This is a genomic window from Brevundimonas subvibrioides ATCC 15264 (genome assembly GCF_000144605.1).
Lineage (GTDB): Bacteria > Pseudomonadota > Alphaproteobacteria > Caulobacterales > Caulobacteraceae > Brevundimonas > Brevundimonas subvibrioides.
The window spans coordinates 925,146-951,422 of the sequence record NC_014375.1 but is presented as its reverse complement, the minus strand read 5'-3'; the positions used below and the strand labels follow the sequence as shown (position 1 = coordinate 951,422).

The 26,277-nt window shown below is 68.1% G+C and carries 28 protein-coding genes; 15 read left to right on the top strand and 13 right to left on the bottom strand.

Going from position 1 to position 26,277, the window contains the following annotated elements:
* Positions 1–23: 23 nt before the first annotated feature.
* Positions 24–233, bottom strand: coding sequence for a helix-turn-helix transcriptional regulator (locus BRESU_RS04770; RefSeq protein ID WP_013268374.1), 210 nt, complete (start codon positions 231–233; stop codon positions 24–26).
* Positions 226–906 (bottom strand): hypothetical protein, encoded by a 681-nt coding sequence (locus BRESU_RS04765; RefSeq protein WP_013268373.1) that lies wholly within the window; start codon positions 904–906, stop codon positions 226–228. Before BRESU_RS04765 ends, BRESU_RS04770 begins: the two co-directional genes overlap by 8 nt.
* A 123-nt stretch (positions 907–1,029) precedes the next feature.
* Here BRESU_RS04765 and BRESU_RS04760 point away from each other — a divergent pair, with 123 nt between their 5' ends.
* Positions 1,030–3,711, top strand: coding sequence for a M14 family zinc carboxypeptidase (locus BRESU_RS04760; protein ID WP_013268372.1), 2,682 nt, complete (start codon positions 1,030–1,032; stop codon positions 3,709–3,711).
* Positions 3,712–3,865: 154 nt separating this feature from the next.
* Here BRESU_RS04760 and BRESU_RS04755 read toward each other — a convergent pair whose 3' ends face one another.
* On the bottom strand, positions 3,866–4,045 hold the full coding sequence (locus BRESU_RS04755) for a hypothetical protein (RefSeq protein ID WP_013268371.1): 180 nt from the start codon (positions 4,043–4,045) through the stop codon (positions 3,866–3,868).
* A 97-nt stretch (positions 4,046–4,142) separates the two neighbouring features.
* Between BRESU_RS04755 and BRESU_RS16800 the strand changes: the two genes are divergently transcribed.
* The gene (locus tag BRESU_RS16800; protein ID WP_013268370.1) at positions 4,143–5,051 is read left to right on the top strand and encodes a hypothetical protein; all 909 of its coding nucleotides are present in this window, start codon (positions 4,143–4,145) and stop codon (positions 5,049–5,051) included.
* Positions 5,052–5,121: 70 nt separating this feature from the next.
* On the opposite strand, the gene BRESU_RS04745 is transcribed toward BRESU_RS16800, so the two are convergent.
* Positions 5,122–5,868 (bottom strand): extensin family protein, encoded by a 747-nt coding sequence (locus tag BRESU_RS04745; protein WP_013268369.1) that lies wholly within the window; start codon positions 5,866–5,868, stop codon positions 5,122–5,124.
* Between the two features lie 155 nt (positions 5,869–6,023).
* On the opposite strand from BRESU_RS04745, the gene uvrB reads away from it, so the two are divergent.
* A complete protein-coding gene (uvrB, locus tag BRESU_RS04740; protein ID WP_013268368.1) occupies positions 6,024–8,399 on the top strand; it encodes an excinuclease ABC subunit UvrB in 2,376 nt (791 codons plus the stop codon).
* Positions 8,400–8,439: 40 nt separating this feature from the next.
* Here uvrB and BRESU_RS17785 read toward each other — a convergent pair whose 3' ends face one another.
* Complete coding sequence (locus tag BRESU_RS17785) at positions 8,440–9,042, bottom strand: RloB family protein (RefSeq protein WP_013268367.1); 603 nt, start codon at positions 9,040–9,042, stop codon at positions 8,440–8,442.
* Positions 9,039–10,349: an AAA family ATPase gene (locus tag BRESU_RS17080; RefSeq protein ID WP_013268366.1), complete on the bottom strand. Its 1,311-nt coding sequence runs from the start codon at positions 10,347–10,349 to the stop codon at positions 9,039–9,041. The genes BRESU_RS17785 and BRESU_RS17080 overlap by 4 nt, the downstream gene beginning before the upstream one ends.
* Positions 10,350–10,514: 165 nt before the next feature.
* Between BRESU_RS17080 and BRESU_RS04735 the strand changes: the two genes are divergently transcribed.
* Together BRESU_RS04735 and BRESU_RS04730 are read left to right on the top strand one after the other, a co-directional pair.
* Complete coding sequence (locus BRESU_RS04735; RefSeq protein ID WP_013268365.1) at positions 10,515–10,757, top strand: DpnI domain-containing protein; 243 nt, start codon at positions 10,515–10,517, stop codon at positions 10,755–10,757.
* 517 nt (positions 10,758–11,274) lie between these two features.
* Positions 11,275–11,799: a hypothetical protein gene (locus tag BRESU_RS04730; RefSeq protein ID WP_013268364.1), complete on the top strand. Its 525-nt coding sequence runs from the start codon at positions 11,275–11,277 to the stop codon at positions 11,797–11,799.
* A 227-nt stretch (positions 11,800–12,026) separates the two neighbouring features.
* Here the strand turns inward: BRESU_RS04730 and bamJ are convergent, their stop codons facing one another.
* Positions 12,027–12,554, bottom strand: coding sequence for a BamJ family beta-barrel-assembly machinery protein (gene bamJ, locus BRESU_RS04725; RefSeq protein WP_013268363.1), 528 nt, complete (start codon positions 12,552–12,554; stop codon positions 12,027–12,029).
* On the bottom strand, positions 12,535–13,737 hold the full coding sequence (locus BRESU_RS04720) for a threonine ammonia-lyase (RefSeq protein ID WP_013268362.1): 1,203 nt from the start codon (positions 13,735–13,737) through the stop codon (positions 12,535–12,537). Before BRESU_RS04720 ends, bamJ begins: the two co-directional genes overlap by 20 nt.
* A 118-nt stretch (positions 13,738–13,855) precedes the next feature.
* Between BRESU_RS04720 and BRESU_RS04715 the strand changes: the two genes are divergently transcribed.
* The 3 genes from BRESU_RS04715 to BRESU_RS04705 all read left to right on the top strand — a co-directional run bounded on the left by BRESU_RS04715 (position 13,856) and on the right by BRESU_RS04705 (position 15,258).
* Positions 13,856–14,362: a hypothetical protein gene (locus tag BRESU_RS04715; protein WP_013268361.1), complete on the top strand. Its 507-nt coding sequence runs from the start codon at positions 13,856–13,858 to the stop codon at positions 14,360–14,362.
* 48 nt (positions 14,363–14,410) lie between these two features.
* On the top strand, positions 14,411–14,935 hold the full coding sequence (locus BRESU_RS16795) for a BA14K family protein (protein ID WP_013268360.1): 525 nt from the start codon (positions 14,411–14,413) through the stop codon (positions 14,933–14,935).
* A gap of 125 nt (positions 14,936–15,060) precedes the next feature.
* Positions 15,061–15,258, top strand: coding sequence for a hypothetical protein (locus BRESU_RS04705; RefSeq protein WP_013268359.1), 198 nt, complete (start codon positions 15,061–15,063; stop codon positions 15,256–15,258).
* Here BRESU_RS04705 and BRESU_RS04700 read toward each other — a convergent pair.
* From BRESU_RS04700 to rplU, 3 genes are all read right to left on the bottom strand, one after another.
* Positions 15,255–15,788, bottom strand: a complete 534-nt coding sequence (locus tag BRESU_RS04700; protein ID WP_013268358.1) for a GNAT family N-acetyltransferase — start codon at positions 15,786–15,788, stop codon at positions 15,255–15,257. The two genes, BRESU_RS04705 and BRESU_RS04700, sit on opposite strands and share 4 nt — an antisense overlap.
* Positions 15,789–15,954: 166 nt before the next feature.
* Complete coding sequence (gene rpmA, locus BRESU_RS04695) at positions 15,955–16,239, bottom strand: 50S ribosomal protein L27 (protein WP_013268357.1); 285 nt, start codon at positions 16,237–16,239, stop codon at positions 15,955–15,957.
* A gap of 64 nt (positions 16,240–16,303) precedes the next feature.
* Positions 16,304–16,849, bottom strand: coding sequence for a 50S ribosomal protein L21 (gene rplU / locus BRESU_RS04690; protein ID WP_013268356.1), 546 nt, complete (start codon positions 16,847–16,849; stop codon positions 16,304–16,306).
* Between the two features lie 202 nt (positions 16,850–17,051).
* Here rplU and BRESU_RS04685 point away from each other — a divergent pair, with 202 nt between their 5' ends.
* From BRESU_RS04685 to BRESU_RS04665, 5 genes are all read left to right on the top strand, one after another.
* Positions 17,052–18,377, top strand: coding sequence for an SAM-dependent methyltransferase (locus tag BRESU_RS04685; protein WP_013268355.1), 1,326 nt, complete (start codon positions 17,052–17,054; stop codon positions 18,375–18,377).
* A gap of 27 nt (positions 18,378–18,404) precedes the next feature.
* The gene (locus BRESU_RS04680; protein WP_013268354.1) at positions 18,405–19,865 is read left to right on the top strand and encodes an alpha/beta hydrolase; all 1,461 of its coding nucleotides are present in this window, start codon (positions 18,405–18,407) and stop codon (positions 19,863–19,865) included.
* 92 nt (positions 19,866–19,957) lie between these two features.
* Positions 19,958–21,547: a hypothetical protein gene (locus tag BRESU_RS04675; RefSeq protein ID WP_013268353.1), complete on the top strand. Its 1,590-nt coding sequence runs from the start codon at positions 19,958–19,960 to the stop codon at positions 21,545–21,547.
* Between the two features lie 18 nt (positions 21,548–21,565).
* Entirely contained in the window at positions 21,566–22,225 is a 660-nt protein-coding gene (locus BRESU_RS04670) for a hypothetical protein (RefSeq protein ID WP_013268352.1), read from the top strand.
* 10 nt (positions 22,226–22,235) lie between these two features.
* Positions 22,236–23,225, top strand: coding sequence for a cation diffusion facilitator family transporter (locus BRESU_RS04665; RefSeq protein ID WP_013268351.1), 990 nt, complete (start codon positions 22,236–22,238; stop codon positions 23,223–23,225).
* 4 nt (positions 23,226–23,229) lie between these two features.
* Here BRESU_RS04665 and BRESU_RS04660 read toward each other — a convergent pair whose 3' ends face one another.
* Both BRESU_RS04660 and hmgA read right to left on the bottom strand, forming a co-directional pair.
* Positions 23,230–23,589 carry a hypothetical protein gene (locus BRESU_RS04660; protein WP_013268350.1) on the bottom strand — a complete coding sequence of 120 codons (360 nt, stop codon included), beginning with the start codon at positions 23,587–23,589 and terminating at the stop codon, positions 23,230–23,232.
* Between the two features lie 2 nt (positions 23,590–23,591).
* Positions 23,592–24,899 carry a homogentisate 1,2-dioxygenase gene (gene hmgA / locus BRESU_RS04655; protein ID WP_013268349.1) on the bottom strand — a complete coding sequence of 436 codons (1,308 nt, stop codon included), beginning with the start codon at positions 24,897–24,899 and terminating at the stop codon, positions 23,592–23,594.
* A 114-nt stretch (positions 24,900–25,013) separates the two neighbouring features.
* Here hmgA and BRESU_RS04650 point away from each other — a divergent pair, with 114 nt between their 5' ends.
* Both BRESU_RS04650 and BRESU_RS17680 read left to right on the top strand, forming a co-directional pair.
* Entirely contained in the window at positions 25,014–25,541 is a 528-nt protein-coding gene (locus BRESU_RS04650) for a 6-pyruvoyl trahydropterin synthase family protein (protein WP_013268348.1), read from the top strand.
* 47 nt (positions 25,542–25,588) lie between these two features.
* The gene (locus BRESU_RS17680; RefSeq protein ID WP_013268347.1) at positions 25,589–26,269 is read left to right on the top strand and encodes a DUF4870 family protein; all 681 of its coding nucleotides are present in this window, start codon (positions 25,589–25,591) and stop codon (positions 26,267–26,269) included.
* The last annotated feature ends 8 nt before the right edge of the window (positions 26,270–26,277 follow it).

The following is a 26,277-nucleotide window of genomic DNA, read 5'->3' as shown; positions in this document are numbered from 1 at the left end:
GGAGTCAACCGTGAGGGTGCCGGTCACTCCACGAGGTAGAAAAGCCCCTCCACGGTGGTGCCCAGCGCCCGCGCCAGCGACAGGGCCAGAAGGGTCGAGGGCACGAAGACGCCGTTCTCGACCGTGTTGATCGTCTTGCGCGACACCCCGGCCCGGTCGGCCAGCTCAGCCTGGGTCAGGCCGGCCTCGGTGCGGATTTCCTTCAGCCGCGACCCCAGACGCGGATCACCCATCCTTGCCGGCCTCGCGGTCCAGCCAGACGAACCGGATTGCGGCCGTCGCGCCTGCGGCCGACAGGACCAGCGGCAGGGAGACGATCCCCAGCTCGGGCCGCCACAGGCCGACCCCCAGCGACACCGTCACGCCGGCCATCAGGGCGATGAAGGCCCACGCCATGGCCCGCGCGCGCAGCACCCGCGTCAGCTCGTCCTCGAGAAACTTCCTTTCCTTCCGGGACTGCCCGTCCCACCCCATCGCTATGGCCGTCGCGAGCCAGGCGTAGAGAACGGGCAGCAGCATCTGCACAAAATCGCCGGTGTCCGCCGTCCGATCGATGATGTTGCCGACGGCAGGGATGGCCTGGATCAGAAAGAAGGCCGTGAGAACGGGAAAGACCCACAGCTGGCGGGACCGCTGCGTCTGCAGCCGCTCACGCTTGGCCGCACCCCCCGGATCGTCGCCGATCGCTCGCGCACCCCGGGTGATCCACAGCATCACCAGAGCGGCCCCGGCGAAGGCGATGCCCATGCCGGCCAGAATGCCAAAGTTGGTGGCCGTGTCGCCCTCAGTGCCCCATCCACCTGCGAACCCGACCGTCGCTGCAGCGACGCCCGCCGCAAGCAGCACCGCCCATTTGCGGCCCGATCCGTCGTCTTTCGTCGTCTTTCGCGTGCCGTCCCTGACCATCGAAGCCTCCTGAGCGCCTTGTCACCTTGGGGTTACATATCACCTATGGGTTACATCGGGTCAAGCCCCGGTTTCCTTTTTCGCCGGCCCGGCTAGGGTGACCGTTCTTACGGGGATCCATCCATGCCATCCGCCTTCCGCCGCCTTGCCGGTTCGTGCCTCGCGCTCCTCGTCGCCCTTGGCGGCCCCGCCCTGGCCCAGACCCCCGGCATGACCCCTGCCCCCGTCGCCGCTCCGCCCCTGATCTCGGGCGCGACCTTCGATCCGGCGGTCCCGACCCTCCGGTCGGTCCTCGGCTATGACAGCGGGGACTGGATCACCCGCCCGTCCGACGTGCGCCGCTATTTCGAGGCGCTCGCCGCCCAGTCCCCCGACCGGATGGCCATCGGCGAATACGGCCGCACGCACGAGGGCCGCCCCCTGTGGTGGGCCGCCGTCGGTTCGGCCCGCAACATCGCCCGGCTGGACGCGATCAAGGCCAATGCCCGCGCCCTGTCGGACCCGCGCGTCACCTCGCCGGCCCAGGCCCAGGCGATCATCGCCGACCAGCCGGCCGTGGTCTGGATGGCCTATTCGGTGCACGGCGACGAGATCAGCCCGGCCGACGCCGCCATGGCCGCCGCCCACCATCTGCTGGCCAGCCGCGATCCGGCCGTCCAGGCCTGGCTGGCCAATACGGTCGTCGTCTTCGTCCCGACCCAGAACCCGGACGGGCGCGACCGCTTCCTGAACAGCTTCTACGGCGGCTTCGGCACCACGCCGAACCCCGACGCCCTGTCGGCCGAGCGCGACCAGCCCTGGCCCGGCGGCCGCTACAATCACGACCTGTTCGACCTGAACCGCGACTGGTTCATCCAGACCCAGCCGGAAACCCAGGGCCACGCCGCCCTCGTCCTCGACTGGCGCCCCCAGGTCCTGGTCGACAGCCACGAGATGGGCACCGACGAGAGCTTCTTCTTCCCGCCCGAGGCCCAGCCCCTCAATCCCCTGATCTACCCGGCGACGCTGGAAAGCCGCGAGATGATCGGTCGCAATACCGCCCGCCGCTTCGACGCGGCCGGCGTCGACTACTTCAACCGCCAGGTCTACGACGCCTTCTACCCCGGCTACGGCGACGGCTGGCCCGCCTATCTGGGCGTCGTCTCCATGACCTATGAGCAGGGGTCCGCGCGCGGGCTGGCGGCGCGACGGTCATCGGGCGAGATCCTGACCTACCGCGACACCGTCCGGCACCACCTGATCGCCTCCCTGTCGACGATCGAGGCCACCAGCGCCAACCACGACCGGCTGCTGAACAACGCCTATGCCTTCGGGCGCGACGGCGTCGAGGGCGGGCGCGGGGCCTTCATCCTGTCGGCCAATCCGTCCGATCCCGGCACCGTCGACCGGCTGGCCGGGCTCCTGACCCGTTCGGGCCTGGAGGTCGGTCGGGCTTCCGCCGCCTTCACCGCCTGCGGCCAGTCGTATGCCGCCGGATCCTATGTCGTGAACCTCAGCCAGCCGCGTCGCCGCATGGCCGAGGTGCTGCTGTCGAGGGACGTGCCCGTCCCGGCCGACTTCCTGGCCGAACAGGAGCGCCGGCGCGCGCGGGGCCTGGGCGACCAGATCTATGACGTCACCGCCTGGTCCCTGCCCCTGATGTTCAACGTGCCCTCGGCCCGCTGCACCGGTGCCCCCTCGGTCGCCACAACTCCCGCCGGTCGCGACCTGGTCCGTCCTGCGGCCATCGCCGACGCCTCGGCCGCCTTCGGCTATCTGGTCGAGCCGGGTTCGGCCGGGCTGAAGCTGATGGCCGCGGCCGTCCAACGCGGGATCGCGCTGCGTTCCATGGAGCACGGCTTCACCAAGGACGGTCGTACCTGGCCGTCGGGCACGATGGTCATTCCCCGCGCCGGCAACCCCGCCGACCTGACGGAGACCCTGACCACCCTCGCCGCCACCACCGGGGCCCGCGTCACCGGCGTGGCCGACAGCTGGGTCTCCGACGGCCCCAGCTTCGGCTCGGGTGACGCGATCCTGGTCCGCGCGCCCCGCGTCGCCCTGGCCTGGGACGACCCCACCGATGCCTCGGCCGCCGGGGCCACCCGCTATATCGTCGAGCGCGAGTTCGGTTATCCGGTCACCGCCATCCGCACCGCCAACCTGTCGTCCGCCGACCTGTCGGCCTTCCAGGTCCTGATCCTGCCGTCCGGCGGCGGCTATGCATCCACCCTGGGCGAGGACGGCATCGCCGCCCTGCGCTCCTGGGTCGAGCGGGGCGGCACCCTGATCTCGCTGGGTCGCGCCACCCGCCTGCTGACCGCCGAGGACTCGAAGATGCTCGCCTCGCGGCGTCAGGATGCGGCAGGCGAGGAGGCTTCGGACGACGAGGCCGACTCCGCCGTCATCGCCGACGACCACGACTATCAGGCCCTTGTTCTGGCCGGTGGCGGCCCGCCCGACAGCGTCGCGGGGGCCCTGCTGCGCGCCGAGGTCGACCCCGAGCATTGGCTGTCGGTTGGCATGGCCTCGAGCGTCAGCGTCCTGGTCCAGGGGGGCGACATCTACACCCCGCTGACCCGCGGCCAGGGCACCAATGTCGTGCGCTTCTCCGGCCTCGACGATCTGGTCCAGTCCGGCCAGATCTGGGACCAGAACCGCCGCCAGCTGGCCTTCAAGCCCTTCGTCATGAGCGAGAGCCTGGGCAGCGGCCAGCTGGTCGCCTTCACCCAGGACCCGACCGTGCGCGGCTACCTCGATGGCCTCAAGCCCCTGCTGATCAACGCCATCTTCCTGGGACCGGCGCACAGCTCGCCAAGGTGGTGAGAGGTTAATCCTCCCCCGCCGGGGGGAGGTGGCGCGGCGCGCCTTCGCGCCGTGACGGAGGGGGCTCACCGCCAACAGGGTATGCGTGGCTAGCCCCCTCCACCCCCGCGCAAGCGCGCGGCGGTCCCCCTCCCCCGACGGGGGAGGACCAATCCTACTTGTGCGTCCAGGGCCGGTTGGCGCCCGGATTGACGCCCGCCGCCTGAAGACGTTGAAATTTGCCGCCCCGTGGCGGCTTGGGCCGCGCGTCCAGTCGCGCCTGCTTCAGCCGCAGGGCCTTCTGGGCCGGAGTCTCGCCTGCGGGGGCCGCCGGATCGTTCGCATCGTCGGTCATCGGCACAGCCTACCACAGCCTGACCCGTCGCGAGGCAACCTTAACCGCCCGACACCGTTCTCTTGGCCAGACAGGGCCAGACCCCGGAGAGAACCCCATGACATCGCTGAAGACCTTCACCGCCCTCGCGGCCGGTACCCTCGTGCTCGCCACCGCCGCCGGTGCCTCGGCCCAGACCCCCTACGGCCAGACCCAGTCGCAGTACGGACAGCCCTCCACCGGCCAGCAGGTCTTCGGCCAGATTCTCCAGCAGCTGCTGGGCGGCCAGACCACCGGCACGGTCGACGCCGAATGGAGCCGCGGACGTCGCCCGCTGGCCACGCAGCAGTCGGCGTTCAACACCCGCCTGGACGCCCAGATCCGCTCGGGCGCCATCCAGTCCTACAGCGGCGACCGCATCCGCTCGGACTATGACGCCCTGGTCCAGCTGGAGGCGTCCTATGCCCGCGACGGCCGCTTCACGACGCAGGAACGTCAGGACCTCACCACCCGCTACAACGCCCTGACCCTGGCGGTCGACGAGGGTGGCTATGGCGACGACGTGGGCGGCTATCAGTCGGTCGCCGACGGCCGCCGCGAGTTCGAGGCCCGCGTCGACGCCGCCGTCAGCGCGCGTCGCCTGACCCGCACCGAGGCGACCCGCCTGCGCAGCGACTACGCCGCCCTGGTCCAGGTCGAGGCCGGCTATCAGCGCGACGGCCTGACCGCCCGCGAGCGTCAGGACATCGAGACGCGTCTGGACGCGCTGGACGCCCGCGTCGGCGACGTCGGCTACGGCAACAACAACGGCGGCGGCTATCAGCAGACCCCCCGCGATCGGCTGACCGCCATCGAGCGCGCCCTGTACAGCCTGCCGCGCACCGAACAGGCCGCCGTCCGCGTGCAGTTCGACGACCTCACCCGCCTCGAGGCCGCCTACAGCCGCACCCAGCCCTCCAGTGACGACCGCGCCTACCTCGACCGCCGCCTCGGCGAACTCGAGGTCCAGGCCCGCATCCGGCGCTAGTCCCGCACCCCGCTGGACGCCTGGACAACAGAAGCCCCGCACCGCCCCGGCGTGCGGGGCTTTTGCGTGCCTACCGGCACAGCCGCCCCTGCTCCGCCTCCAGGTGCAGGTGGTCGAAATGGACGGCGTTGTAGTCGGGGCTCAGGACCGTACCGAAGACGCGGCAGCCCTCGTCGCGGATGCGGTGCAGGAACCGCGCCTCGGGTGTGCCGTCGGCCCAGTCGCCCGCCACGGTGATCCTGCGCCCGTCCCTCAGCCGCACGCCCGAGAAGTCCAGCGCCGCCGCCCGCGAATGGGCGCTGGCCCGGGACGTCGAGCCCGCATCCGTCCGCACGCCCCGGCAGGCATAGACCCCCATATGCTCGATCTGGACCACGTCCGAGCCGAGGATCTCTCGCGCCGCCGGCTCCACCGACTGCCTGCGCCACACGCTGACCGCCGCCGCCAGGGCGCAGGTCATGGTCACGTCGGAGGGGGCCATCCGCGCCGTGGTGCCGTAGTCCGCCCCCAGCACGCCCGCGTCCGTCAGGCCGCAGGTCGCCGAGTTCACCCGGTCCGGCGTGGGCGAGAAGGTCACCCGCGCCGCCTCCAGCTCCGCCACGCATTGGCCGAGGCTGGCCGTCGCCCGCCCCAGCCGCGCGAAGGTCCCCCCGTCGATCGCCGCGTCGATCACCCCGGACCCGGCCGGGCGGACCGGCGTCTGCGGCGCGCCGCCCGGCTGTACCGGATAGTAGGGCGTCGGCCCCGGCGCATCCGGGATCAGCCGGCCGCAGCCCGCCAGCAGCAGGCACAGAATGATGACGGGGGCGGAACGCATGCCCTCTAGTGCCACGATTCGACGGCAGCCCTGTGGCGAGGAGGACCTGCTGCCACCCCTCGTCATCCTCCGGCTTGACCGGGGGATGTCAGCAGCCTTCTGCCGCGACCGCGCGTTGACTGGCATCCAGCCTCCCTGCGACCTACATTCCGTTCATGAACCGTTCCTCCACGCCCAAGGGCTCGGCCCCCGTCATCCAGAAGCCGGTCCATATCCCGAACAAGGGCCTGGCCGAGGCCCCGTCGGCCTTCATCCGGGACGGGTCCGCCCCCCTGCCGAAAGCCATGTCGAACCTGCCGATGTTCGCCCCGGTCACCGGGCCGCGCCTGACGCCGGAGGAGGCCCCGACTGCGCCCGGCGACTGGACCCCGCACCGTCCCGACCGTCCGGCCAAGTCCCTGACCGGCCGCCAGAAGCACCGCTTCCGGCTGGAGACGTCCTACACGCCCGCCGGCGACCAGCCCGCCGCCATCGCCGAACTGGTGTCCCAGGCGTCCCAGGGCGACCGCGACCAGGTGCTGCTGGGCGTCACCGGCTCGGGCAAGACCTTCACCATGGCCAAGGTCATCGAGGCGACCCAGCGCCCGGCCCTGATCCTCGCCCCCAACAAGACCCTGGCGGCCCAGCTCTACAGCGAGTTCAAGGCCTTCTTCCCCGACAACGCGGTCGAGTATTTCGTCAGCTACTACGACTACTACCAGCCCGAAGCCTACGTCCCCCGGACCGACACCTACATCGAGAAGGACAGCTCGATTAACGAGCAGATCGACCGGATGCGGCACTCGGCGACGCGGTCGATCCTCGAGCGGGACGACGTCATCGTCGTCGCCTCGGTCTCCTGCATCTACGGCATCGGGTCGGTGGAGACCTACACGGCCATGACCTTCGACCTGAAGGTCGGGGACCAGATCGACGAGTCCAAGCTGCGGGCCGACCTGATCGCCCTGCAGTACAAGAGGAACGACGTCGCCTTCGAGCGCGGCATGTTCCGTAAGCGCGGCGACACGGTCGAGATCTTCCCCGTCCACCTCGACGACCGGGCCTGGCGCGTCAGCCTGTTCGGCGACGAGATCGAGTCGATCGCCGAGTTCGACCCCCTGACCGGCAAGAAGACCGCCGAGCTGAAGGAGGTCACCGTCTATGCCGCCAGCCACTACGTCACCCCCCGGCCCACGCTCAACCAGGCGCTCGGCGGCATCAAGGCCGAGCTGAAGGAGACGCTCGACTGGATGATCGAGAACGGCAAGCTGCTGGAGGCCCAGCGGCTGGAACAGCGCGTGCGCTTCGACCTGGAGATGATGGAGGCCACCGGCTCCTGCGCCGGGATCGAGAACTATTCCCGCTGGCTGACCGGCCGCGCCCCCGGCGAGCCCCCGCCCACCTTCTTCGAATACATCCCCGACAACGCCCTGCTGTTCGTGGACGAGAGCCACGTCACTATCGGCCAGATCAACGGCATGTTCCGGGGCGACTACCGCCGCAAGTCGACCCTGGCCGAGTACGGCTTCCGCCTGCCCTCCTGCATCGACAACCGCCCGCTCAAGTTCGACGAATGGGAGGCCATGCGGCCCCAGACGGTGCACGTCAGCGCCACTCCCGGCCCGTGGGAGATGGAACAGACCGGCGGCGTCTTCGTCGAACAGGTCATTCGCCCCACCGGCCTGATCGACCCCCCGGTCGAGATCCGCCCCGTCTCCGGCACGACCCGCAACCAGGTCGACGACGTCATCGACGAGGTAAAGGCCGTGGCCCGCGCCGGCTACCGCTCCCTGGTCACCGTCCTGACCAAGAAGATGGCCGAGGACCTGACCGAATACATGCACGAACAGGGCGTGCGCGTCCGCTACATGCACTCCGACGTCGACACGATGGAGCGGATCGAGATCATCCGCGACCTGCGCCTCGGCACCTTCGACGTCCTGATCGGCATCAACCTGCTGCGCGAGGGGCTCGACATCCCCGAGTGCGGCCTGGTCGCCATCCTCGACGCGGACAAGGAGGGCTTCCTGCGCTCCGAGACCTCCCTGATCCAGACCATCGGCCGGGCGGCCCGCAACGTCGACGGCCACGTCATCCTCTATGCCGACCGCGTCACCGGCTCGATGGAGCGCGCCATGGCCGAGACCAACCGCCGCCGCGAGCGCCAGGAGGCCTACAACGCCGAACACGGCATCACGCCCGAGAGCGTGAAGCGCGACATCAAGGAGATCCTGAATAGCCCCTATGAGAAGGACCGCGTCCTGATCCCGACCACGGGCGTCAAGGAAGACGCCCGCCCCTTCATCGGCAACAACTTCCAGGCCACGCTCAAGGACCTCGAAGGCAAGATGCGCGAGGCCGCCTCCAACCTCGAGTTCGAGGAGGCCGGCCGCCTGCGCGACGAGATCAAGAAGCTGAAACTGCTGGACCTGGAGTTCGCCAACGAGATCATGACCGGGGCGGGCGAAGCGGTGGACAAGGCGGCGCCGAAGAAGTGGCGCGCGGAGGCGGCGGCGGAGAAGGCGGAGGCGTTCCGGAAGGGGCGGTTGTAGGGGGGTACAACGGTCGAAAGAGCGTTAACCGACCCTGCTTCTACTCTGGCAAGCCGATACCTGCAGCGCGCGCCTCGTCAACAAAGCTCTGCACAAGATAATCTACGTCTGTAGCAGGGTCAGAGACATCTTGGGCTCGGAGCCAAGCTGCGTTAGCCAAAGCGACCTGAGTCAGTGGAAAGAGCTGTCGAAACGGCGCTATCTTCAGATCCTTCGCGTAGTCGGGAATGAACTTCCGCACGTGAGCGACTGCAGATGCCCCGCAACTCAGATGGTTTGCGTGCTTCCCATAGTGCAGCCCAATCCACACTTCAAAACAGCGCTTTGACATGCACAACGTGATTTGGTTACGCCCAGCGAGGCCGACAGCTTTTACAATGTCGGCGGCAGGGGCATCGTCAATATCGCAGACACACCAAACCTCGTGGAAGCTGCCTTCTCTGCCCTTAAGCCGTATAGCTGCCCGAACCGCTCGCAGCGGATTTCCGCCGCTGCGAACTAACTCGTTGCGTATAACTAATCGAGACGGTCCGAGAACGGATCGCCAGTTTCGAAAATAGTCGGCTTCTGTTCTTTCCCCGTCGCAGACAACGAGAATTGATTTCTGCTTTCGCGGCTCTCGATAGCTTACTTTACGCTTCATCGGGGGCTAGGGTCGTGACTGAGCATACTGCTCAGAAAAGCGGCACCAACACTTCGGCTTGGGACAGCTCCAAATCTACCCCTCAGATAGCCGGATTGTACGTTTTCATCTTTCCGCGTTTTGAAATCTACTAAAGAATAGAGCGCCGAATTGCCGCGCTCCTTTTCCACAAACCATACCTGGTCACGCCGAAGATGATCATCGGAAAGTAGACCAACATCATGAGTAGTAAATATTAGCTGGGCCCCGTTGGGATTTGTTGTCTTGTTTTGAAACAGATCTACCAACTGAGATGCTATGTGGGGATGAAGGCTGGATTCCAATTCATCGACTACTAACACCTCTCCGAAGTGCAAAACGCATGCAACAGTTGAAGAAAGCGCATATACCTTTTTCAGACCCTCTGATTGCATCGAGAGGGGGAGAACAAATCGATCCGCACCATCGCCGAATCCGAAAGAAACCTCATATTTTCTGTTTTCGGCAACGAAGTCTCTGAGATTTTCAGGCATATCTTCAGCCCAATCATCATCCACCGCCACCTCACGATCCGACTCACTTACTTGTATGTCCGTGAGGGAACTATCTGCGCTCAAAATAATAGACTTTATCAGGGGCGAATTTTCTGAACTTTTGTTCAGTAGACGGCTTGTGAACCCGTTATCATCACCATCCATTGGGGAAATATGGATGTTCAGACTAGAGTAAAACCATTTATAGATCAGGCTACACTCTGCTTGATTCTCTTGCGCTGCTACTGACAAAAAGAGGCTATTCGTGCGCGTTCGACGACGGAATGATTGATGATCCCTGTCCGAACCAGATAAGTTTTCACCGAAATTTATTGAGGACGGGTCTGACCCCACGTCTGCTGAGTAGCGATGAAAAAGCAATCTTTCGCGCTTTTTCGGGTATGCATATAGCCACTCCTCATGGAACTCTTTTATGTCTTGCATGAACCCGTAGCGATATCGAACACCTTCGATTACGCACTCGATTTCATAAACTGACGGCATCCGAAACTGGCGTGCGTGAGGAATATTTAACGTACCCCCCGAAGGTGCCCAATGCTGCAAAGACAGGACTACCGCGTCACGGAAATAGTCGAGAGCTTTAAGCACGTTCGTCTTCCCAGAGGCGTTCGGGCCATATATCGCCGCCGCCGCGAGCAAGGGGCCGTCGGATCCGGAAGCTGACGCCTTGATCAAGGCACCTTGAATTTCTTTGTGGGGAGCATGTGCGACTAGGCTGAGCGTTTGTCGGTCAGGGAATGACCTCGCGTTCGCGAAGGTAAAAGATGCGAGCATAGCGTTCCTCTTTAGAGGCCCTTATGCCGTATTTTGTGAAAAATCCACAAATTATGTCGACAGGATCGATCGACGGTTGGGCGACAGCTTGTTTTACATGCGACGAGATTCTCGTCTTCACGCGCGGTAAGGGCTGACTAACCAACGCACGGCCATGCTGCCCACATGGCCGAAGACGACGCTCCCTGGAGCAATTTCGGCTTCGCCGAAGAGGCGGCGGTCTTCAAGGGGCCGACCCAGAACGCTCGCGTCCTGAGCGAGGGCTGGGTCGCCGCCAACGCCTTCTGCCCAAGCTGCGGCGCGACGCCCCTGACTGCCTTCGCCGCCAATTCGCCGGTGGCCGACTTCCATTGCGGCGTCTGCGCCGAGGAATACGAGCTCAAGGCCACCAAGGGCCGCACCGACTGACCTGCTCCCTCTCCCGGCGGGAGAGGGCTTGAGGCTCGCAGAGCGGAGCGATGCGCATAGCCGAAAGGGTGAGGGGCTGGCCTGGCCGTCGGCCTGAGCCGTCGCAGGGACGGCGGACGTATCTACCCCTCACCCTTTCGCGCAAGGACGACGGCTAGCGCCGCCGTGCGCTCAAGCCCTCTCCCGCCGGGAGAGGGAGCGTGTTTGCTGTCTCCTCCCCGTCCCGAAGGGATGGGGAGTTGGCGCGGCGCCGCTTCGCGCCGTGACGGAGGGGTTCTTCAATCGGGACGGCCTGTGCGGCGGGAAGCGCCCCTCCACCCCCGCGCAAAGGGCGCGGCGGTCCCCCCTCCCCTCCTTCGGACGGGGAGGAGACCCACCCACCCACCGTCGAGTTGTCCGCGCTGGCCCCGAATTCCCCCGCCTTTTCAACACCCGTACTCCACAAGCAGCGTCGAACCGAGCACACCCTGAACCTGGTTTACAATCCTCCCCTTTTTCACACGGAGGAGGACGACCGATGGCCGAGGGATCGCAGAGGGGGGTGGCGGCGCCGCAGGCGGTGTGGGCGCAGGTGCGCGAGGACTATCTGGCCGGGCGGTCGGCCAGCGAATGCTGCCGGATCCACGGGGTCGGGCTGACGGCGCTGCGGGGGCGGGCGGCGCGCGAGGGGTGGCGGCGCGCCGACCAGCCCTGGACCCCGCCGACCCGGCTGGACCCCTGGGACGAGGGGGTGGCGCTGGAGGAACGGATCGGCGGCGACCTCGACCGGGTCGAGTTCGGGTCCCTGGCCTTTGTCGCCCACCGACGGATGATGCGGGCGGTGCTGCGCGGCGACGCCATGGAAGCCCTGCGCTGGCGCAGGGTGCGGCTGATGATAGACGCGGAGGCCGCCGAAATCGCCGAACTGACCGCCCGCGACGAGGCGGAGGCCTGGCACCGCGAACAGGAGGCGCTGCGCGAGGCGATGCAGGCGAACAGGTCGGACGGGTCGGACGGGTCGGACGGTGTTTTTGCAGACCGCGCGCCCGACGGCCGGGGATGAGTCGAGGTCGAACCGACGGCGCGGACCGCAGGTCCCTCCCTCGCCCTCGAGGCCCTGACGGCCAGGAGGTTCATCACAAAGGACACGAAGGGATCACGAAGGCCACCAAGGGGCCGGGCCCGCCGACCCATCGACGGCCCCTTCGTGCCCTTTGTGCAACCTTGGTGCTCTTTGTGATGAACCCCTTCACCCGCCGCACCAGAAACAGGAAATTCGGCCTGCGGCCCCTAGCCGGTGGCGAGGCCCACGCCGCGACCGCCGCCCGGAACCGGGGCGACATCGAGCAGCTTGACCCGGAACACCAGCACGGCGTTCGGCGGGATGTCGCCCTGGCCGCGCTCGCCGTAGCCGAGGGCGGGCGGGAGGTAGAGCATCCACTCGTCGCCGGCCTTCATCAGCTGCAGGGCCTCGGTCCAGCCGGGGACGACCTCGTCGACGTGGGTGGCGAAGGGGATGCCCTTGGCGAAGGAGGAGTCGAACACCGTACCGTCCGTCAGGGCGCCCTCGTAGTCCACGCGGACCAGGTCGTTGCGGTCGGGGCTGACGGCGCCCGAGGGGCCCGAGGTCAGGACCTTGTACTGCAGGCCCGAGGCCGTGGTGCGGACGCCCTCGGCGCGGGCGTTGGAGGTCAGGAAGAACTCGGCCGCCTCGGCGTTGGCCTCCAGATCCGCGCCCGGGGCGACGTCGCCCCGGTTGCAGGCGGACACGGCCAGGACCGCGACCAGAGCGAGAGGCCTAACCCATCCGAAGCGCATAACCCTGGTCCTTCAATGCCTGTCCGATCTCGTCGGCGTGGGCGCTATCGCGCGTTTCGACCATGATGTCGAACTCCGCCCCCTTGGCCGGCACGTCCAGCGCCAGACGGTTGTGGACGACGTCGATGATGTTGCCGCCGACGTCGCCGATCACCGCCGCCATCGCCGAGAGGATGCCCGGCCGGTCGTCCGAAAGGATGCGATAGACGATCAACCTCCGTTCACGGACCATCTCGCGGTTCAGGACCACGGCCAGCATCCGGGCGTCGATATTGCCGCCGCACAGGACGAGGCCGACCTTCATGCCCCTGAACCGCTCGGGGTTGGCCAGCAGGGCGGCCAGCCCCCCGGCGCCCGCCCCTTCGGCGACGGTCTTTTCCAGGGTGGCGAACAGGGAGACGGCGCGCTCGAAATCCTCCTCGGCGCAGACGATGACGTCCTCGACCAGGGGGTCGGCCAGGGCGAAGGGGATGTCGCCCACGGCCTTGATGGCGATGCCCTCGGCGATCGTCGCCCCGCCGCAGACCGGCGGCAGGCCCGCGCGCCGGGCGCTGAAGGAGGGGTACATGGCCGCCTCGACGCCGAAGATGCGGATGTCGGGCTTCATGGCCTTGGCCGCGATGGAGCACCCGGCGATCAGCCCGCCGCCGCCGATGGGGATGATCAGGGCGTCGAGGTCGGGGGCGTCCTCCAGGAACTCCAGGCCGCAGACCCCCTGCCCCGCCACGATGCCTTCGTCGTCGAAGGCGGAGATGAAGACGAAGCCCTCGGCGTCCCTGAGGCGGTGGGCCTCCTCGGTCGAGGCGGTGAAGTCCAGGCCGTGGATGACCACGTTGGCCCCGTGGCTGCGGGTGCCGTCGACCTTGGTGAAGGGGGTGCCCTCGGGCATGACGATGGTGACGGGCACGCCCAGCCGGCCGCCGTGATAGGCCAGGGCCTGGGCATGGTTGCCGGCGCTGGCCGCCACCACGCCGCGCCGCCTCTCGTCGGGCGTCAGCGACAGCAGCCGGTTCAGGGCGCCGCGCTCCTTGAACGAGCCGGTGAAATGCAGGTTGTCGAACTTGACCCAGACCTCGGCCCCGGTGGCCTGGGACAGGCGGCGGGAGTGGCGGACGGGGGTGCGGTCGACCTGGCCGGCGATGCGATCCCGGGCGGCCTGGATGTCTTCGAAGGTGACGGTCATGAGGTCGTTGTGGCGCCCGGAGTCCGGTCTCGCAACCTTGACCTTATGGCTGCGTTAGGGGTCTTGTGGCGGTCGCCTGTCGGGCGATTTGCGCGTGTCCGTTCAGGGGAGCCTGCCGATGTCGATCCGATCCTTCATGGCCGTTGCAGCCATCGCCACCGGCCTGGGGGCCTGCGCCTCCACCGTGGGTGCCGGGCCGATGGGCTATGGTCCGCCCGCCGCCTTCAGCGTCGCCGACTTCGCGCCGTCCGCCCGGGTCGGCAATGCCGCGATCGAGGGCCGCGTCGCCTATGGCCGCGACGGCCAGAGCTTCGCCTGCACCGGCTCGGTCGCCCTGACGCCGGACACGCCCTATACCCGCCAGCGGTTCCAGACCCTGTACGGCTCGACCCAGCAGGCAGCGGTGCCCGAGGCCGTGGTCCGCGCCCGGACGGTGCCCGATCCCAACGCCGACTACCGCTCCTACGTCCGGTCCCAGACCTGCCGCGACGGCCGGTTCCGGTTCGACGACCTGCCCGCGGGCGGCTGGTTCCTGATCACCCCGGTCAGCGCCGGGGCCGACCGGATCATCCTGATGCGCCACGTCGTCACCCGCGCGGGCGCCACCGCCAACGTCACCCTGTAAGCGTCCCCTTTCACGGCGGCCCGACCCGCCCAGCCCGAGGCGTTCACCATGAAGACCGCTGCCCTCGCCGCCGCCGTCCTGGCCCTGGCCGCCCCGGCCGCCGCCCAGAGCTGGAGCTATCCGGATCAGGTCCGGAGCTGGTCGAGCTACGGCCGGAACGGCTATGACACCCATGCTCAGAGGGACCGGCCGGGCGACTACCGCTGCGACTCCTACTGGGACCGGGGGCGCGGCGACTGCGGGGCCTCGTGGCGCGACCAGCGGTCCTATGGCGGACAAGGCTACGGCCACCGGCGCTACAGCTCGTACGGCCACGGCTACGGCAATGGCCAGGGCGGGGGCTATGTCTACCAGCCCTACAACCAGGGCACCCAGTACTACGGCGCCTACGGGCGGCCGGACCAAGTCTATCCCGGCGGGGGATACGGCGGTCAGGCCGGAGGCTATGGCGGCGCGTACGGCGGATATGCCGACCGCGACCGGTCGTCGTGGTGCGCGGCCCGCTATCGCTCCTACGATCCGCGCAGCGGCTATTACCGCGCCTACTCCGGCCAGCTGGTCTACTGCGGTTGAGCGAGCAACGATCGATCGATCACGAGACGGTGCATAACCACCGTTCGCCATCTTTCCGACGCAGCCCGGACGCCTTAGCTGCTACAGGTCCGGTCCGGGCCAGTCTCAGTTCGGGGAGCGCGTTCATGTCCCAGCACAACATCGTCGGTTCGGAAGCGTTCGACCGGTCGCCGTTCGTCATCATCCGCAGCGTACGGACCGGCGGCATGCGTCGCCGCCAGACCCGCACGGCCTTCGCCTTCATCGCTGGGGCCGCCGCCGCCGTGATCGGTGGCATCGTCGCGGCCGTGGTCGCCTTCGGACCCGGTCTGGCCGGCGGTTAAGCCAGCCAGACCATCCGGCGCGTCTCGACCGGAGCGCCCCGGGCCTTGCTGAACTGACGCCGGACCTCGCCGGTGTATAGGAAGCCGGCCTTTTCCAGCACGCGACCCGAGGCCGGGTTGTCGGCGAAATGGCCGGACATCAGGGCCCGTCTGCGCCAGCGCTTGCCTGCCCAGACCAGGGCCCCTTCCAGGGCCTCGGTGGCGAAGCCCCGCCCCCAGAACGGCCGGCCGATCCAGTAGCCGATCTCGGGAGCCAGATCGCCGTCCTCGAACAGGCCGATGACCCCGACCGCCCCCAGATCCTCGTGCTCGATCAGGAAGGTATTGGCCCGGACCGGGTTCTGGGCGGCCACGTCCGTCACGAACGCCTCGGCGTCGGCCGGACGGTAGGGATGGGGCATCCGCAGGGTGTTGCGGGAGATCGCCTCGTCATTGGCCAGGCGCGCGATCGCGGGCACGTCCTGGGGTGCGGGCGCGCGCAGCAGCAGGCGCCGGGTCTCAATAACCGGAGAGGTTTCGATGACGCACATGTTTCCAGCCTTGTCTTCGGTCCGCCTCCTTGGAGGGCTCGGGCGGACTTCGAGGCGGGAACGCAAACGGGGAGCCTGGCGATCCAGACTCCCCGCGGAAAACATTTCCCTGGTCCGGATCGGCTGCTTTTCGAGGAAGCAGCGCGATCCGAAATCCGGTTTCGCGCTACTCGGCGGCGATCGCCTGGGTGTCGTCGTTCGCCGGAAGGATGGACACGTAACAACGGCCGTTGGCTTTCTTGGTGAACTTCACCTCGCCATGCTCGAGCGCGAACAGGGTGTGGTCGCGACCCATGCCGACGTTGCTGCCGGGGTGGAAGGTCGTGCCGCGCTGACGCACGAGGATGTTGCCGGCCAGCACGTTCTCGCTGCCGTATTTTTTCACGCCGAGGCGTTTGGAATGGGAGTCGCGACCGTTACGCGACGAACCACCGGATTTTTTGTGAGCCATCTGGGCGCTCCTGCTTTCCTGCTGCGCTACCGGCCGTTCGGCCTAGGTGAGCGCGCTACTGTTCTTAGGCTTCGTCGGTCGCGGCGGGCTTTGCAGCCTTCTTCGCCGGAGCCTTCTTTGCCGGTGCGGAGGATTCGACGACCACGGCATCGACATGGGCACCGTCATGATCGGTGACGACCGTCGAGGTCGAGCCCAGATCCGACGAGGCGTCGCGCTTGGCCAGGCCACGGGCCCGCAGATTGATCTCGGCCTTGGTCATCAGGTCGACCTTGCCGTCCCACTTGGCGGTCTCGCCGGCACCTTCGATGCCGGTGATGCGCAGCACCGATTCGTGCTGGCGGTGACCGTTGGTCCGGCGATAGCCCTGACGGCGGGTCTTCTTGAAGATCTTGACCTTCTCGCCCTTGCGGGTCTCGATCAGGGTCGCGCCGACGAAGGCACCGTCGATCAGCGGCGCGCCGAGCGTCACGCCGTTGTCGCCGCCCAGCATCAGAACGCTGTCGAACTTGAGCTCGGAGCCGGCATCGCCGGCCAGCTTTTCAACGACAATCGTGTCGCCCGGTTGGACCCGGTACTGCTTGCCGCCGGTCTTGATCACCGCGTACATCTTGAAGCCTTGGCTAACGCAAAAAAGAATGCGCCCGCCGGGAGACCCCGCGGGCGAAGAGCGGCGACATATACGGATGGTGCCCTTCGAGTCAACGCGAAAGGCACCGGAAATGCCGTGCGGCGCTGATTTACGCTCGCGATCTAGCCCTCATCGGACCCGACGTGCAAAGACGAAGCGACGTTCCAGACAGAGGCCCTCGATGACCCAGACAGAAGCCGGCGGCACGACCGACCGCCGCGTGACCGCCGCCCGCCGCATCGTCGCCCATGTCGCCGAACACCTGCAGGCGGACCTGTCCCTGCGCCTGTGGACCGGCGAGGTCCTGCCGCTGGGTCCCAATGCGCGCGACGACATCCAGATCGTGGTGGCGCGGCCGTCGGCCGTGCGTCGCCTGCTGCTAAAGCCCGGCCTGATGACGCTGTTCGAGATGTTCGGCACCGGCGACGTCCGGGTCGAGGGAGGCAGTCCTCTGGATGCCGCCGACCGCTGGGACCACGGGCGCGCCGTGCATCTGGCCTCGCGGCTGGATAAGGTGCTGATGGCCAAGGAGGCCCTGCCCTTCCTGATGGGGGGATCGGACGCCGAGGCGACCGAGCTGCCGGCCTGGGACAGCAGCGGCAACGACGGCATCGGGGCCGACAAGGCCGGACGCAGCGACCAGGACTTCATCCAGTTCCACTACGACGTGGGCAACGACTTCTATGCGCTCTTCCTGGACCCGGAGATGGTCTACTCCAGCGCCTACTTCACGAGCCACGACGCGACGCTGGATGCGGCCCAGGAAGAGAAGCTGCACCGCATCTGCAAGAAACTGCGGCTGCAGCCCGGACAGAAGCTGCTGGACGTCGGTTGCGGCTGGGCCGGCCTGTCCTGCTGGGCGGCCAAACACTATGGCGTGACGGTGCACGGCGTGACCCTGTCGCAGGCCCAGCTGGATTTCGGCCGCGCCAAGGTCGAACGCGAGGGTCTGTCGGACCGGATCACCCTTGAGCTCAAGGACTACCGCAACGTCGAGGGCCAGTATGACGCGATCAGTCAGGTCGAGATGTTCGAGCACGTCGGATTCGCCAACCACGAGCGCCACTTCCTGGAGATGAAACGCCTGCTGAAGCCCGGCGGCCTTTATTTCCACCAGGCCTCGGTCCGGCGCGGCGGCACGGACCCGATCAAGCCGACCGACACGACCAAGGTCATCACCCGCTTCATCTTCCCGGGCGGGGAACTGGACACCATCGGCATGACGGTGACCAACCTGGGCCGGCTCGGCTTCGAGACCCTGGATGTCGAGGACATGCGCGAGCATTTCGAACTGACGCTGAAACACTGGGAAGACCGGCTCTATGCCCGGCGCGAAGAGGCCTATGCCATGGTCGGCGAGGCCCGCACGCGGCTGTGGCTGATCTATTTCGCCCTGTTCAAGAAGGGCTTCGAGCGGGGGTCGGTGCTGGTCTACCAGACCGTCGCCCAGAAGCGCCGTCCGGGTCCGAGCGGCCTGCCGCTGGATCGGGCCAGCCTGTACGCCTGATCCGCCCCAGCCCCGCCGGAGACCGCCATGCTGAAGACTCTTCTCGCCGCCGGTTTCGCCCTGCTGGGTCTGGCCACCGCCGCTCCCGCCTCGGCGGCCGATCCGGTCTATACGGTCAAGCCGTGCCCGGCCGACTGGCCGACGAGCGGACGATCCGTCGAATGCGGCACGCTGACGGTCGATGAGACGCGGGGTGATCCGGCGACGCGACGCATCGATATCGCGGTCGCCCGCGTGCGGGCCTCCGATCCGTATCGCGATGCCAGCGGCCAGACCCTGCCGCCGGTTGTGGTCTTCCATGGCGGGCCGGGCGGGTCGCTGGTCTCGGGGGTGGGACGCCGGCTGGGCGTCTATGCGGCGCAGCCGGACCGGGCCGGCCCCCTGGCCGCGATCGATCAGGACTGGATCTATTTCGACCAGAGGGGCGGGGGGCTGGGCAATCCGTCGATGGACTGTCCGGGCGCGCAGCTGACCGACGCGGGTCCGCCGACGGATGAGGACGCACAGAAACTGATCGCCTGCCTCAAGGGCTATGCCGACGCCGGGGTGGACCTGTCGCAGTACAATGCCGCCGTGATCGCCGCCGATGTGGCCGACGTGGTCAAGGCGATGGACCTGAAGCAGATCGATCTGTTCGGTGGATCCTATGGCCCGCGCATCGAGGCCGCGGTCATCACCCATGCGCCGCAGGTCGTGCGGGTGGCCGTGATGGATTCGCCTTGGCCGCCCGAGGGCAACTGGGCCGTCCATACGCCGGAACAGGTTTCCACCGCCGTGCGGACCATCCTCGGCAAATGCGCGGCGCAGGCCGAGTGCAACGCCCGCCACGCGGACCTGCAGACCCGCTTCGAGGCCAATGCCCGCGCCTGGCTGGCCGGACCGCAGACGGACAAGGACGGCGTGGCCTTCTCGGTCGACGATCTGGCCGCCTTCCTGATGGACACCACCTATTCCGCCACCGGAGTCCGCAATCTGCCCGCAGATCTGGAGAAGATCATCGCCGGCGACCTGTCGCCGGTCGCGGCTATCGCCGAGGACAGGACCTATTATTTCGAAGGTCAGCACATGACCCACCTGTGCAAGGAGGAGATCCCGTTCGAATCCAAGGCCGCGCTCGCGGCCGGGGCGGCGGGCGATCCGGTGGCCGAGGTCTCGGTGTCCAGCCTGTCGCGCCTGTTCGACGTCTGCGCCGCCATCGACGTGGGGGCCGCCGATCCGGTGGAGAACCAGCCGGTGCGCACGACCATCCCGACCCTGTTCATCGCCGCCGAAATCGACCCCGGCTGCCCCCCGCCCCTGACCCGAGCGGCCGCCGCCCACTATGAGGGCAGCCAGGTCATGATCGTCACCAACGCCACCCACGGCGTGACCGGTCAGAACCCCTGCGCCGCCCGCGCCGCCCGCGACTTTCTGCGCGATCCGACCAAGGCCGTGGACCAGAGCTGCCTTCCCGCCGCCGACACGCCGCTGGTATTCACCGAGAACTAGGCGTGCGTTCGATCTGATCCGGCGGGTTCGCCCCACCCTCGCCACAACCCGCCCGTCACTGTCACAACGGTGAAGCTTGTCAGGGCGGTCGAATGCTGAAGTTGCTTGTCGTCGTCCTCGCCCTGGCGGTTCTGGCTCCGCGCGCGAATGGGCAGGCGGTTCCGACCGCCCGGGCCGTCGCCGTGCGCGAAGGCGCGGGCGTCGTGGTCCGCTATCACCTGCCTGCGCCGGTCCGGCGCGTCGCCTTCTCGCAGCGCGACACGATCCGCGAGCTGTGGACCGTCACCACCCCCGGCCTGACCCTGGTCGACGGCGTCGTCTCGGGCGAAGCCCCGTTCGAAGGATTCGAACTGCTGATCCGGCCCGACGCCGTCGAGGTCGACCGGGTCTATATGGGCCTGACTCTGGCGGGGGACGGCCGCGTCCTGTTCGGCCCCGCCCTGATGCTGGAAGGCCTGGGCACCACCCTGTCCGTCGATCTGGCCGCCGGCGAAGCCGTCCTGCCCGCAGGCGGCCAGATCGACGGTTATGCCTATATCGGCCTCGCGACGGATATCATGGCCGACGCGCGCGGTGCGGTCGTCGCCGGCTCCAACATGCCGGCCGAGCTGACCGATCTGCTGCGCCACAGCTTCTTCGATTCCATGGCCTTCTACGAGGGCCGCCTCGGCGTCGGCCTGCCCTTCCGCCCGACCCTGATCGGCAGCGTCGACAGCCCGGGGCCCGCGGCGTTTCGCGGGGACGTGACGGACACGGGCGTCATCTCGGTTCGGTTCCACGGCGACGCCTGGCGCGACGAGAGGGAGGCCGTCGGCCCCTTCGTCTGGCATGAGACCTTCCATCTGTGGAACGGTCACAGCGTCAAGAACAGGGACAGCGAGGCGGCCCCCTGGCTGCACGAAGGCGGTGCCGACTACGCCGCGATCGTCGGCGCGATCTCGAGCGGCGCGATGGGCGAGGCGGGGGGACGGCTGCGCATCATGCGCCGGGTTAACGGCTGTCGGCGCCTGCTCGGCTCCGACGACCTCGACCCCACCCGGCTCCAGTCCGGTAACGGGCCCTATGACTGCGGCGTCCTGATCCAGTGGCTGGTCGATCTCGAGGCCCGCAAGGCCGGGACCGGCGATGTCTTCACGGTCTGGAGGACCCTGCTGGCCGGGGACCGCAGCGGGCCGGACGGTTACGGCGTCAAGGCGTTCCGCGCCCTGATCGGTCCCGACAGCGCGGTGTCGGTCCTTCTCGACGGCCCCGGCACCACGCGCTGGGCCACCGTCAGGAGCCGCCTGGCCGATCTGGGCGTCAGCCTGGAAAACCGCCCCGGCGATCGGGACCTTCGCGGTGCGGCATTGAGGCACGTCGCGGGCCGCAACTGCTCCAGTGCCTACGGCTTTTACGACAACCCCGGCGCGCTGCAGCTGGACGGAGCCGACTGCGGCGTCCTGTCCGGCGAGCCGGTCATCGATACCGTGGAGGGTTATGACCCCCAGACGACCAGCCGCGCCATGTTCGACGCGGTCATGGCTCGCTGCGCCGAGGGCATGCCGGTCCGCTACGCCACGCGCGACGGCCGCGTGCTGGAAGCCATCTGCGACCGGCCTCTGGTCGAGCCGGAAGTCTGGGCCATCGCCGACGCGCCGGCCCTCGCCCTGGGTGACGAAAACCTCTCGACCGTTATAAAGTAACACGCTATAGGGCGATCAATGTCGCCGCTCGCTTTCGAACAGCCGGTTTTGTGGTCGCTTCTCGGCGGGGGGTTTGCGGCTGCGTTTCTGCACGCGGCCCTACCGACCCACTGGCTGCCGTTCGTGCTGGTCGGGCGGGCGCAGCGGTGGAGTCTGACGCGCAATTTGCTGGCGGTAACCGCGGCGGGTCTGGCCCATATCGCCACCACGGCCGTGGTCGGCAGTCTGATCGTCGCGGCGGGGCTGGCGCTGGACGAGATCGTCGCCGGCCTGCTGCCGCACCTGTCGGCGGTGCTGCTGTTCGGCTTCGGGGGCTTCTATCTGGTCAAGTCCGTGATCCGTCGCCCGGCGACGGCGGGGGGGCCGCCGCTGGATCTGGCCGAGCCGACGGTGTCGCATTCCGCCGCCTTCTGGGGCCTGGTGGCGGTCATGGCCCTGTCGCCGGGCGAGGTGTTGCTGCCGATCTACATGTCCTCGGCGCAGGAGGGCGCGATGGCCCTGGGTCTGCTGACGCTCGTCTTCGCCGTCGGGACGATCCTGGGCATGGCGACCTTCACGACGCTGGCCCGCGCAGGAGCCTCGGTCCTGAGGCTGGAGCGGTGGGCGCGCTACGAGGGCGCGATCCTGGGCGTCGCCCTGATCGCGATCGGGCTTCTTATCGTGACACACCAGCATTAAGGCTGGGCGCATGGCCCACCCCGCGCACGATCATCACGACCATGACCACGGTCACGCCGGGCACGCGCACGGCCATGGCCATTCGCACGGCCACGGCGGGCACAGCCACGGCGGACATGGCCATGCGCACGGCCCGGTGGACACCGGCGACTGGCGTTACGGAGTCGGGCTGGTCATCAACCTGGCCTTCGTGGCCTGCGAGTTCGGGGCCGGGCTGTTCAGCGGCTCCACGGCCCTGCTGGCCGACGCGGGGCACAATCTGTCGGACGTGCTGGGCCTGGCGATGGCGGGCGGCGCGGCCGTGCTGGCCCGGCGGGCGGCCGGGAAGCAACTGACCTATGGCTTCGGCAAGGCGACCATCCTGGCCGCCCTGGCCAATGCGCTGCTGCTGATCTTCGCCTGCGGGGCCATCGCCTTCGAGGCGGTGCAGAGACTGTCGGAGCCCGCGCCGGTGCAGTCGGGCGTGGTCATGATCGTGGCCGGCATCGGCTTCGTCATCAACCTGGCCACGGCGCTGCTGTTCATGCGCGACCAGCATTCGGACCTGAACGCGCGCGGGGCCTATTTGCACATGCTGGCCGATGCGGCCGTGTCGATCGGGGTGGTGATCTCGGGCGGGATCATCCTGCTGACCGGCTGGTCGATCCTGGATCCGCTGGTGTCCATCGTGATCGTGGCGGTGATCCTGTGGGGGACCTGGGGTCTGCTGAAGGATTCCGTCGGCCTGGCCATGGACGCGGCCCCGGCCCCGGCCTCGGTCGACGTGGCGGCCGTGCGCGCGGCGCTGGCCGGGCTGCCCGGCGTCACGGCCGTGCACGACCTTCACGTCTGGGGCCTGTCGACGACGCAGACGGCCCTGACCGCCCACCTCGTCCACGAACGCGGAGACCCGCGCGCCCTGCTTCAGGAAGCCCAGACCGTGGCGCGCAGCCGTTTCGGCATCGGCCACACGACCCTGCAGCTGGAAACCGACGTCATGCCGGACTGCCCGGACTGCTGACGTCTCAGTCGATGCAGAGGGTCGGGGTCGGCTTGCCGTCCTCGATGCTAGTCTGGCAGCCGAAGCGGTTGCTGTCCGCCTGACAGACCCCGGCCAGCGGGGCGTTCGGCACGAGCGCCAGGGCGTCGCCCTCGAAGCGGCAGTCGCCGGCGCACTGGTCGCCGTCGGTGCAGCGTTTGCCGGCATCGGCGTAGCGAACCACGCACTGCAGCGTCTGCAGACGACCGACCCGCTGCATCGTCCCATTCTGCGCGGCGCAGGCGGCCTCGGCGGTCTGGCCCGGCACCGTCCCGCCGGGGGCCTGGCCGGCCATCGGCGAACAGGCGGAGACCATCAGGGCGAGGGCGGCGATCAGGAGGCGCATGGTCAGTCCTTGGCTTGGCGGCCGACGTCGCCCTTTGCGAATCCGGTCCAGACGTCGTCGTAGTCGAGCTGCATCGTCGGGGTCGTTTGCGCCCATTCCGTGGTGCGGATCGGGAAACGCGTCTCGAACATGAAGGCCAGGGTGTTTTCGAGCTTGTGAGGCTTCAGCTCGGCGGCGACCGCCTTGTCGTAGCTGGCCTGGTCCGGACCGTGGCCGCTCATGCAGTTGTGCAGGGACGCGCCGCCGGGGGCGAAGCCGCCCTCCTTGGCGTCATAGGCCCCGGTGACCAGCCCCATGAACTCGCTCATGACGTTCCGGTGGAACCACGGCGGGCGGAAGGTGTCCTCGGCCACCATCCAGCGCGGCGGGAAGATGACGAAGTCGCAGTTGGCCGTGCCCGGCGTGTCAGACGGGCTGGTCAGGACGGTGAAGATCGACGGGTCGGGGTGGTCGAAACTGACCGTGTTGATAGTGTTGAACCGCGCGGTGTCATAGCGGTAGGGCGCATGATTGCCGTGCCAGGCCACCACATCCAGCGGGTTGTGATCGAAGGTCGTGGTCCACAGCCGGCCGGCATATTTCTGGATGCACTCCGTGGGACGATCGACGTCCTCGAAGGCCGCGACCGGGGTCTCGAAGTCGCGGGGATTGGCCAGGCCGTTCGAACCGATGGGACCGAGGTCCGGCAGGCGGAAGGGTGCCCCGTAGTTCTCGCAGACATAGCCGCGCACCGGTCCGGCCACCTCGACGCGGAAGCGCACGCCGCGCGGGATGACGACGATGTGTCCGGGCGCGGCGTCGATGCGGCCGAACTCGGTGACGAAGGTCTGGTGCCCCTCCTGCGGCACGATCAGCAGTTCGCCGTCGGCGTCGTAGAAGACCCGGTCCACCATCGAGAGGTTGGCGGCATAGAGATGGATGCCGACGCCGGTCTGGGCCTCCGCATCGCCGTTGCCGCCATAGGTGACGAGGCCCTCGACCCAGTCGGTCGGGGCGGAGGGGATCGGCAGGGGGTCCCAGCGCATGCGGTTGGGGCTGGGCGGCGCGTCGTGAAAGGGGCCCGAGCGGAGCAGGCCGTTGGCGAAGGGCTGGTAGGCCGGATGCTGGGCGGAGGGCCGCAGGCGGTACAGCCAGCTGCGGCGGTTCTCGGACCGGGGCGCGGTGAAGGCGGTACCGCTGAGCTGCTCGGCGTACAGACCCATCGGGGTCTTCTGCGGCGAGTTGCGGCCGATGGGCAGGGCCCCGGACACGGCCTCCGTCGCGAAGTGATTGCCGAAGCCGGAAAGGTAGGTCGCGCTGTTCAGCGTCATGCAAGATCTCCCGCTGCCCCTCTAGCCGGTCTGCCCCTGCGGGTCGAGCAACGGGCGCGCTCCGGGCGGCCCGGGTTGCTTTAGGCCGTCATAAGCACGACATAGCGCGCTTCCATGCCCCAGGTTCGCTTCACACGCCGCTTTTCCATGGCCCACCGTCTGCTGGCGGATGCGGGGTCCCGCTGCGCCGTGCCCCACGGGCACAACGAATTCGTCACCGTCACCCTGGCCACGGACGCGGCGATCGACTTCGGCGGCTCCAACTATGTGGCCTCGTTCGAGACGCTGAAGAAGCGCTGGCACGGCTTCATCGACGGGGCGGTGGACCACGCCTTCCAGGTCGGCTCGGCCGACCCCCTGCTGGACTGGTTCCGGACGCACGAACCGCACCGGCTGGGCCAGCTGATGGTGTTCGAGGGCGACCCCACGACCGAAGCCTTCGCCATCGCCCTGCGGCGCAAGCTGGACGCCTTCCTGGCCGACGACGGCTCGCCGTATCGCTGTGTCGAGCTGGCGCTGGAAGAGACCCCGACGAACACGATCGTCATGGGCGAGCACCTGAGCGCGGCCGAACGCGGCTGGGCGGCCGGCAGCTGGATGGATCGGCCCGACATGAGCATCAACGACCTCTCGCTTGCCTAGGGGCAGGCGGACCGCCATTGTCGACGCACCTGACCCCGAGGATTCCGATGGCCGAACCCGGCGATCCAGACGCGCCAAAGCCGACCGATCCGGCCGTCGATCATGACGACCTGATCGGCTTTTCCTCGGCCGCCGCCCTGCAGGGCCGGTCGCGCATTGTGGCGGAGCCCGAACCCGCGCCGGAGCCTGCGCCGTCGGCCAGGCCGGCAAGGTCCCCCGCTCCCGAGCCGGAACCGGATCTTTTCGCACCCGTCGACCCTGCGCCCGAACCGGAGCCGACCCCGGCCGTGACGACCGCACCGCAGCCGGAACCGGTGCCAGGCTGGGCGATCGAGTCGCCCCGCGCGCCAGACCCCGTTCGCATGAACCGGCATGCCGTCGTGCCGCCGAAAGAGGTCGCCAACAGCACGGGGCTCTATGCCGTCTATGCCCTGATCCTGTTCGCCGTGCCCACGCTGGGCGTTTCGGCCCTGATCGCCCTGCTGGCGGTCACCGGTCGGCCCGGCCCCAGCGGCGCGGTGGCCGCCAGCCATTTCGTGTTCCAGCAGCGTACCCTGTGGACCGCCGCGGTCGCGGCCCTGCTGGGAGCCATCCTGATCGCCGTGGGCCTGGGCGTGTTCGTCCTGTTCGTCGTGGCGGTCTGGTTGATCCTTCGGGGAGCCAGCGGCGTTCTGACCCTGAAGGCCGGACGGCCGGTCCGCGATCCACGCGGCTGGTTCCTGGCCTAGGAGACCCG

Excerpts from the sequence above, each read along its gene's own strand:
- BRESU_RS04770 (WP_013268374.1), bottom strand. The coding sequence starts at position 233 with ATGGGTGATCCGCGTCTGGGGTCGCGGCTGAAGGAAATCCGCACCGAG.
- BRESU_RS04765 (WP_013268373.1), bottom strand. The coding sequence starts at position 906 with ATGGTCAGGGACGGCACGCGAAAGACGACGAAAGACGACGGATCGGGC.
- BRESU_RS04760 (WP_013268372.1), top strand. The coding sequence starts at position 1,030 with ATGCCATCCGCCTTCCGCCGCCTTGCCGGTTCGTGCCTCGCGCTCCTC.
- BRESU_RS04755 (WP_013268371.1), bottom strand. The coding sequence starts at position 4,045 with ATGACCGACGATGCGAACGATCCGGCGGCCCCCGCAGGCGAGACTCCG.
- BRESU_RS16800 (WP_013268370.1), top strand. The coding sequence starts at position 4,143 with ATGACATCGCTGAAGACCTTCACCGCCCTCGCGGCCGGTACCCTCGTG.
- BRESU_RS04745 (WP_013268369.1), bottom strand. The coding sequence starts at position 5,868 with ATGCGTTCCGCCCCCGTCATCATTCTGTGCCTGCTGCTGGCGGGCTGC.
- uvrB (WP_013268368.1), top strand. The coding sequence starts at position 6,024 with ATGAACCGTTCCTCCACGCCCAAGGGCTCGGCCCCCGTCATCCAGAAG.
- BRESU_RS17785 (WP_013268367.1), bottom strand. The coding sequence starts at position 9,042 with ATGAAGCGTAAAGTAAGCTATCGAGAGCCGCGAAAGCAGAAATCAATT.
- BRESU_RS17080 (WP_013268366.1), bottom strand. The coding sequence starts at position 10,349 with ATGCTCGCATCTTTTACCTTCGCGAACGCGAGGTCATTCCCTGACCGA.
- BRESU_RS04735 (WP_013268365.1), top strand. The coding sequence starts at position 10,515 with ATGGCCGAAGACGACGCTCCCTGGAGCAATTTCGGCTTCGCCGAAGAG.
- BRESU_RS04730 (WP_013268364.1), top strand. The coding sequence starts at position 11,275 with ATGGCCGAGGGATCGCAGAGGGGGGTGGCGGCGCCGCAGGCGGTGTGG.
- bamJ (WP_013268363.1), bottom strand. The coding sequence starts at position 12,554 with ATGCGCTTCGGATGGGTTAGGCCTCTCGCTCTGGTCGCGGTCCTGGCC.
- BRESU_RS04720 (WP_013268362.1), bottom strand. The coding sequence starts at position 13,737 with ATGACCGTCACCTTCGAAGACATCCAGGCCGCCCGGGATCGCATCGCC.
- BRESU_RS04715 (WP_013268361.1), top strand. The coding sequence starts at position 13,856 with ATGTCGATCCGATCCTTCATGGCCGTTGCAGCCATCGCCACCGGCCTG.
- BRESU_RS16795 (WP_013268360.1), top strand. The coding sequence starts at position 14,411 with ATGAAGACCGCTGCCCTCGCCGCCGCCGTCCTGGCCCTGGCCGCCCCG.
- BRESU_RS04705 (WP_013268359.1), top strand. The coding sequence starts at position 15,061 with ATGTCCCAGCACAACATCGTCGGTTCGGAAGCGTTCGACCGGTCGCCG.
- BRESU_RS04700 (WP_013268358.1), bottom strand. The coding sequence starts at position 15,788 with ATGTGCGTCATCGAAACCTCTCCGGTTATTGAGACCCGGCGCCTGCTG.
- rpmA (WP_013268357.1), bottom strand. The coding sequence starts at position 16,239 with ATGGCTCACAAAAAATCCGGTGGTTCGTCGCGTAACGGTCGCGACTCC.
- rplU (WP_013268356.1), bottom strand. The coding sequence starts at position 16,849 with ATGTACGCGGTGATCAAGACCGGCGGCAAGCAGTACCGGGTCCAACCG.
- BRESU_RS04685 (WP_013268355.1), top strand. The coding sequence starts at position 17,052 with ATGACCCAGACAGAAGCCGGCGGCACGACCGACCGCCGCGTGACCGCC.
- BRESU_RS04680 (WP_013268354.1), top strand. The coding sequence starts at position 18,405 with ATGCTGAAGACTCTTCTCGCCGCCGGTTTCGCCCTGCTGGGTCTGGCC.
- BRESU_RS04675 (WP_013268353.1), top strand. The coding sequence starts at position 19,958 with ATGCTGAAGTTGCTTGTCGTCGTCCTCGCCCTGGCGGTTCTGGCTCCG.
- BRESU_RS04670 (WP_013268352.1), top strand. The coding sequence starts at position 21,566 with ATGTCGCCGCTCGCTTTCGAACAGCCGGTTTTGTGGTCGCTTCTCGGC.
- BRESU_RS04665 (WP_013268351.1), top strand. The coding sequence starts at position 22,236 with ATGGCCCACCCCGCGCACGATCATCACGACCATGACCACGGTCACGCC.
- BRESU_RS04660 (WP_013268350.1), bottom strand. The coding sequence starts at position 23,589 with ATGCGCCTCCTGATCGCCGCCCTCGCCCTGATGGTCTCCGCCTGTTCG.
- hmgA (WP_013268349.1), bottom strand. The coding sequence starts at position 24,899 with ATGACGCTGAACAGCGCGACCTACCTTTCCGGCTTCGGCAATCACTTC.
- BRESU_RS04650 (WP_013268348.1), top strand. The coding sequence starts at position 25,014 with ATGCCCCAGGTTCGCTTCACACGCCGCTTTTCCATGGCCCACCGTCTG.
- BRESU_RS17680 (WP_013268347.1), top strand. The coding sequence starts at position 25,589 with ATGGCCGAACCCGGCGATCCAGACGCGCCAAAGCCGACCGATCCGGCC.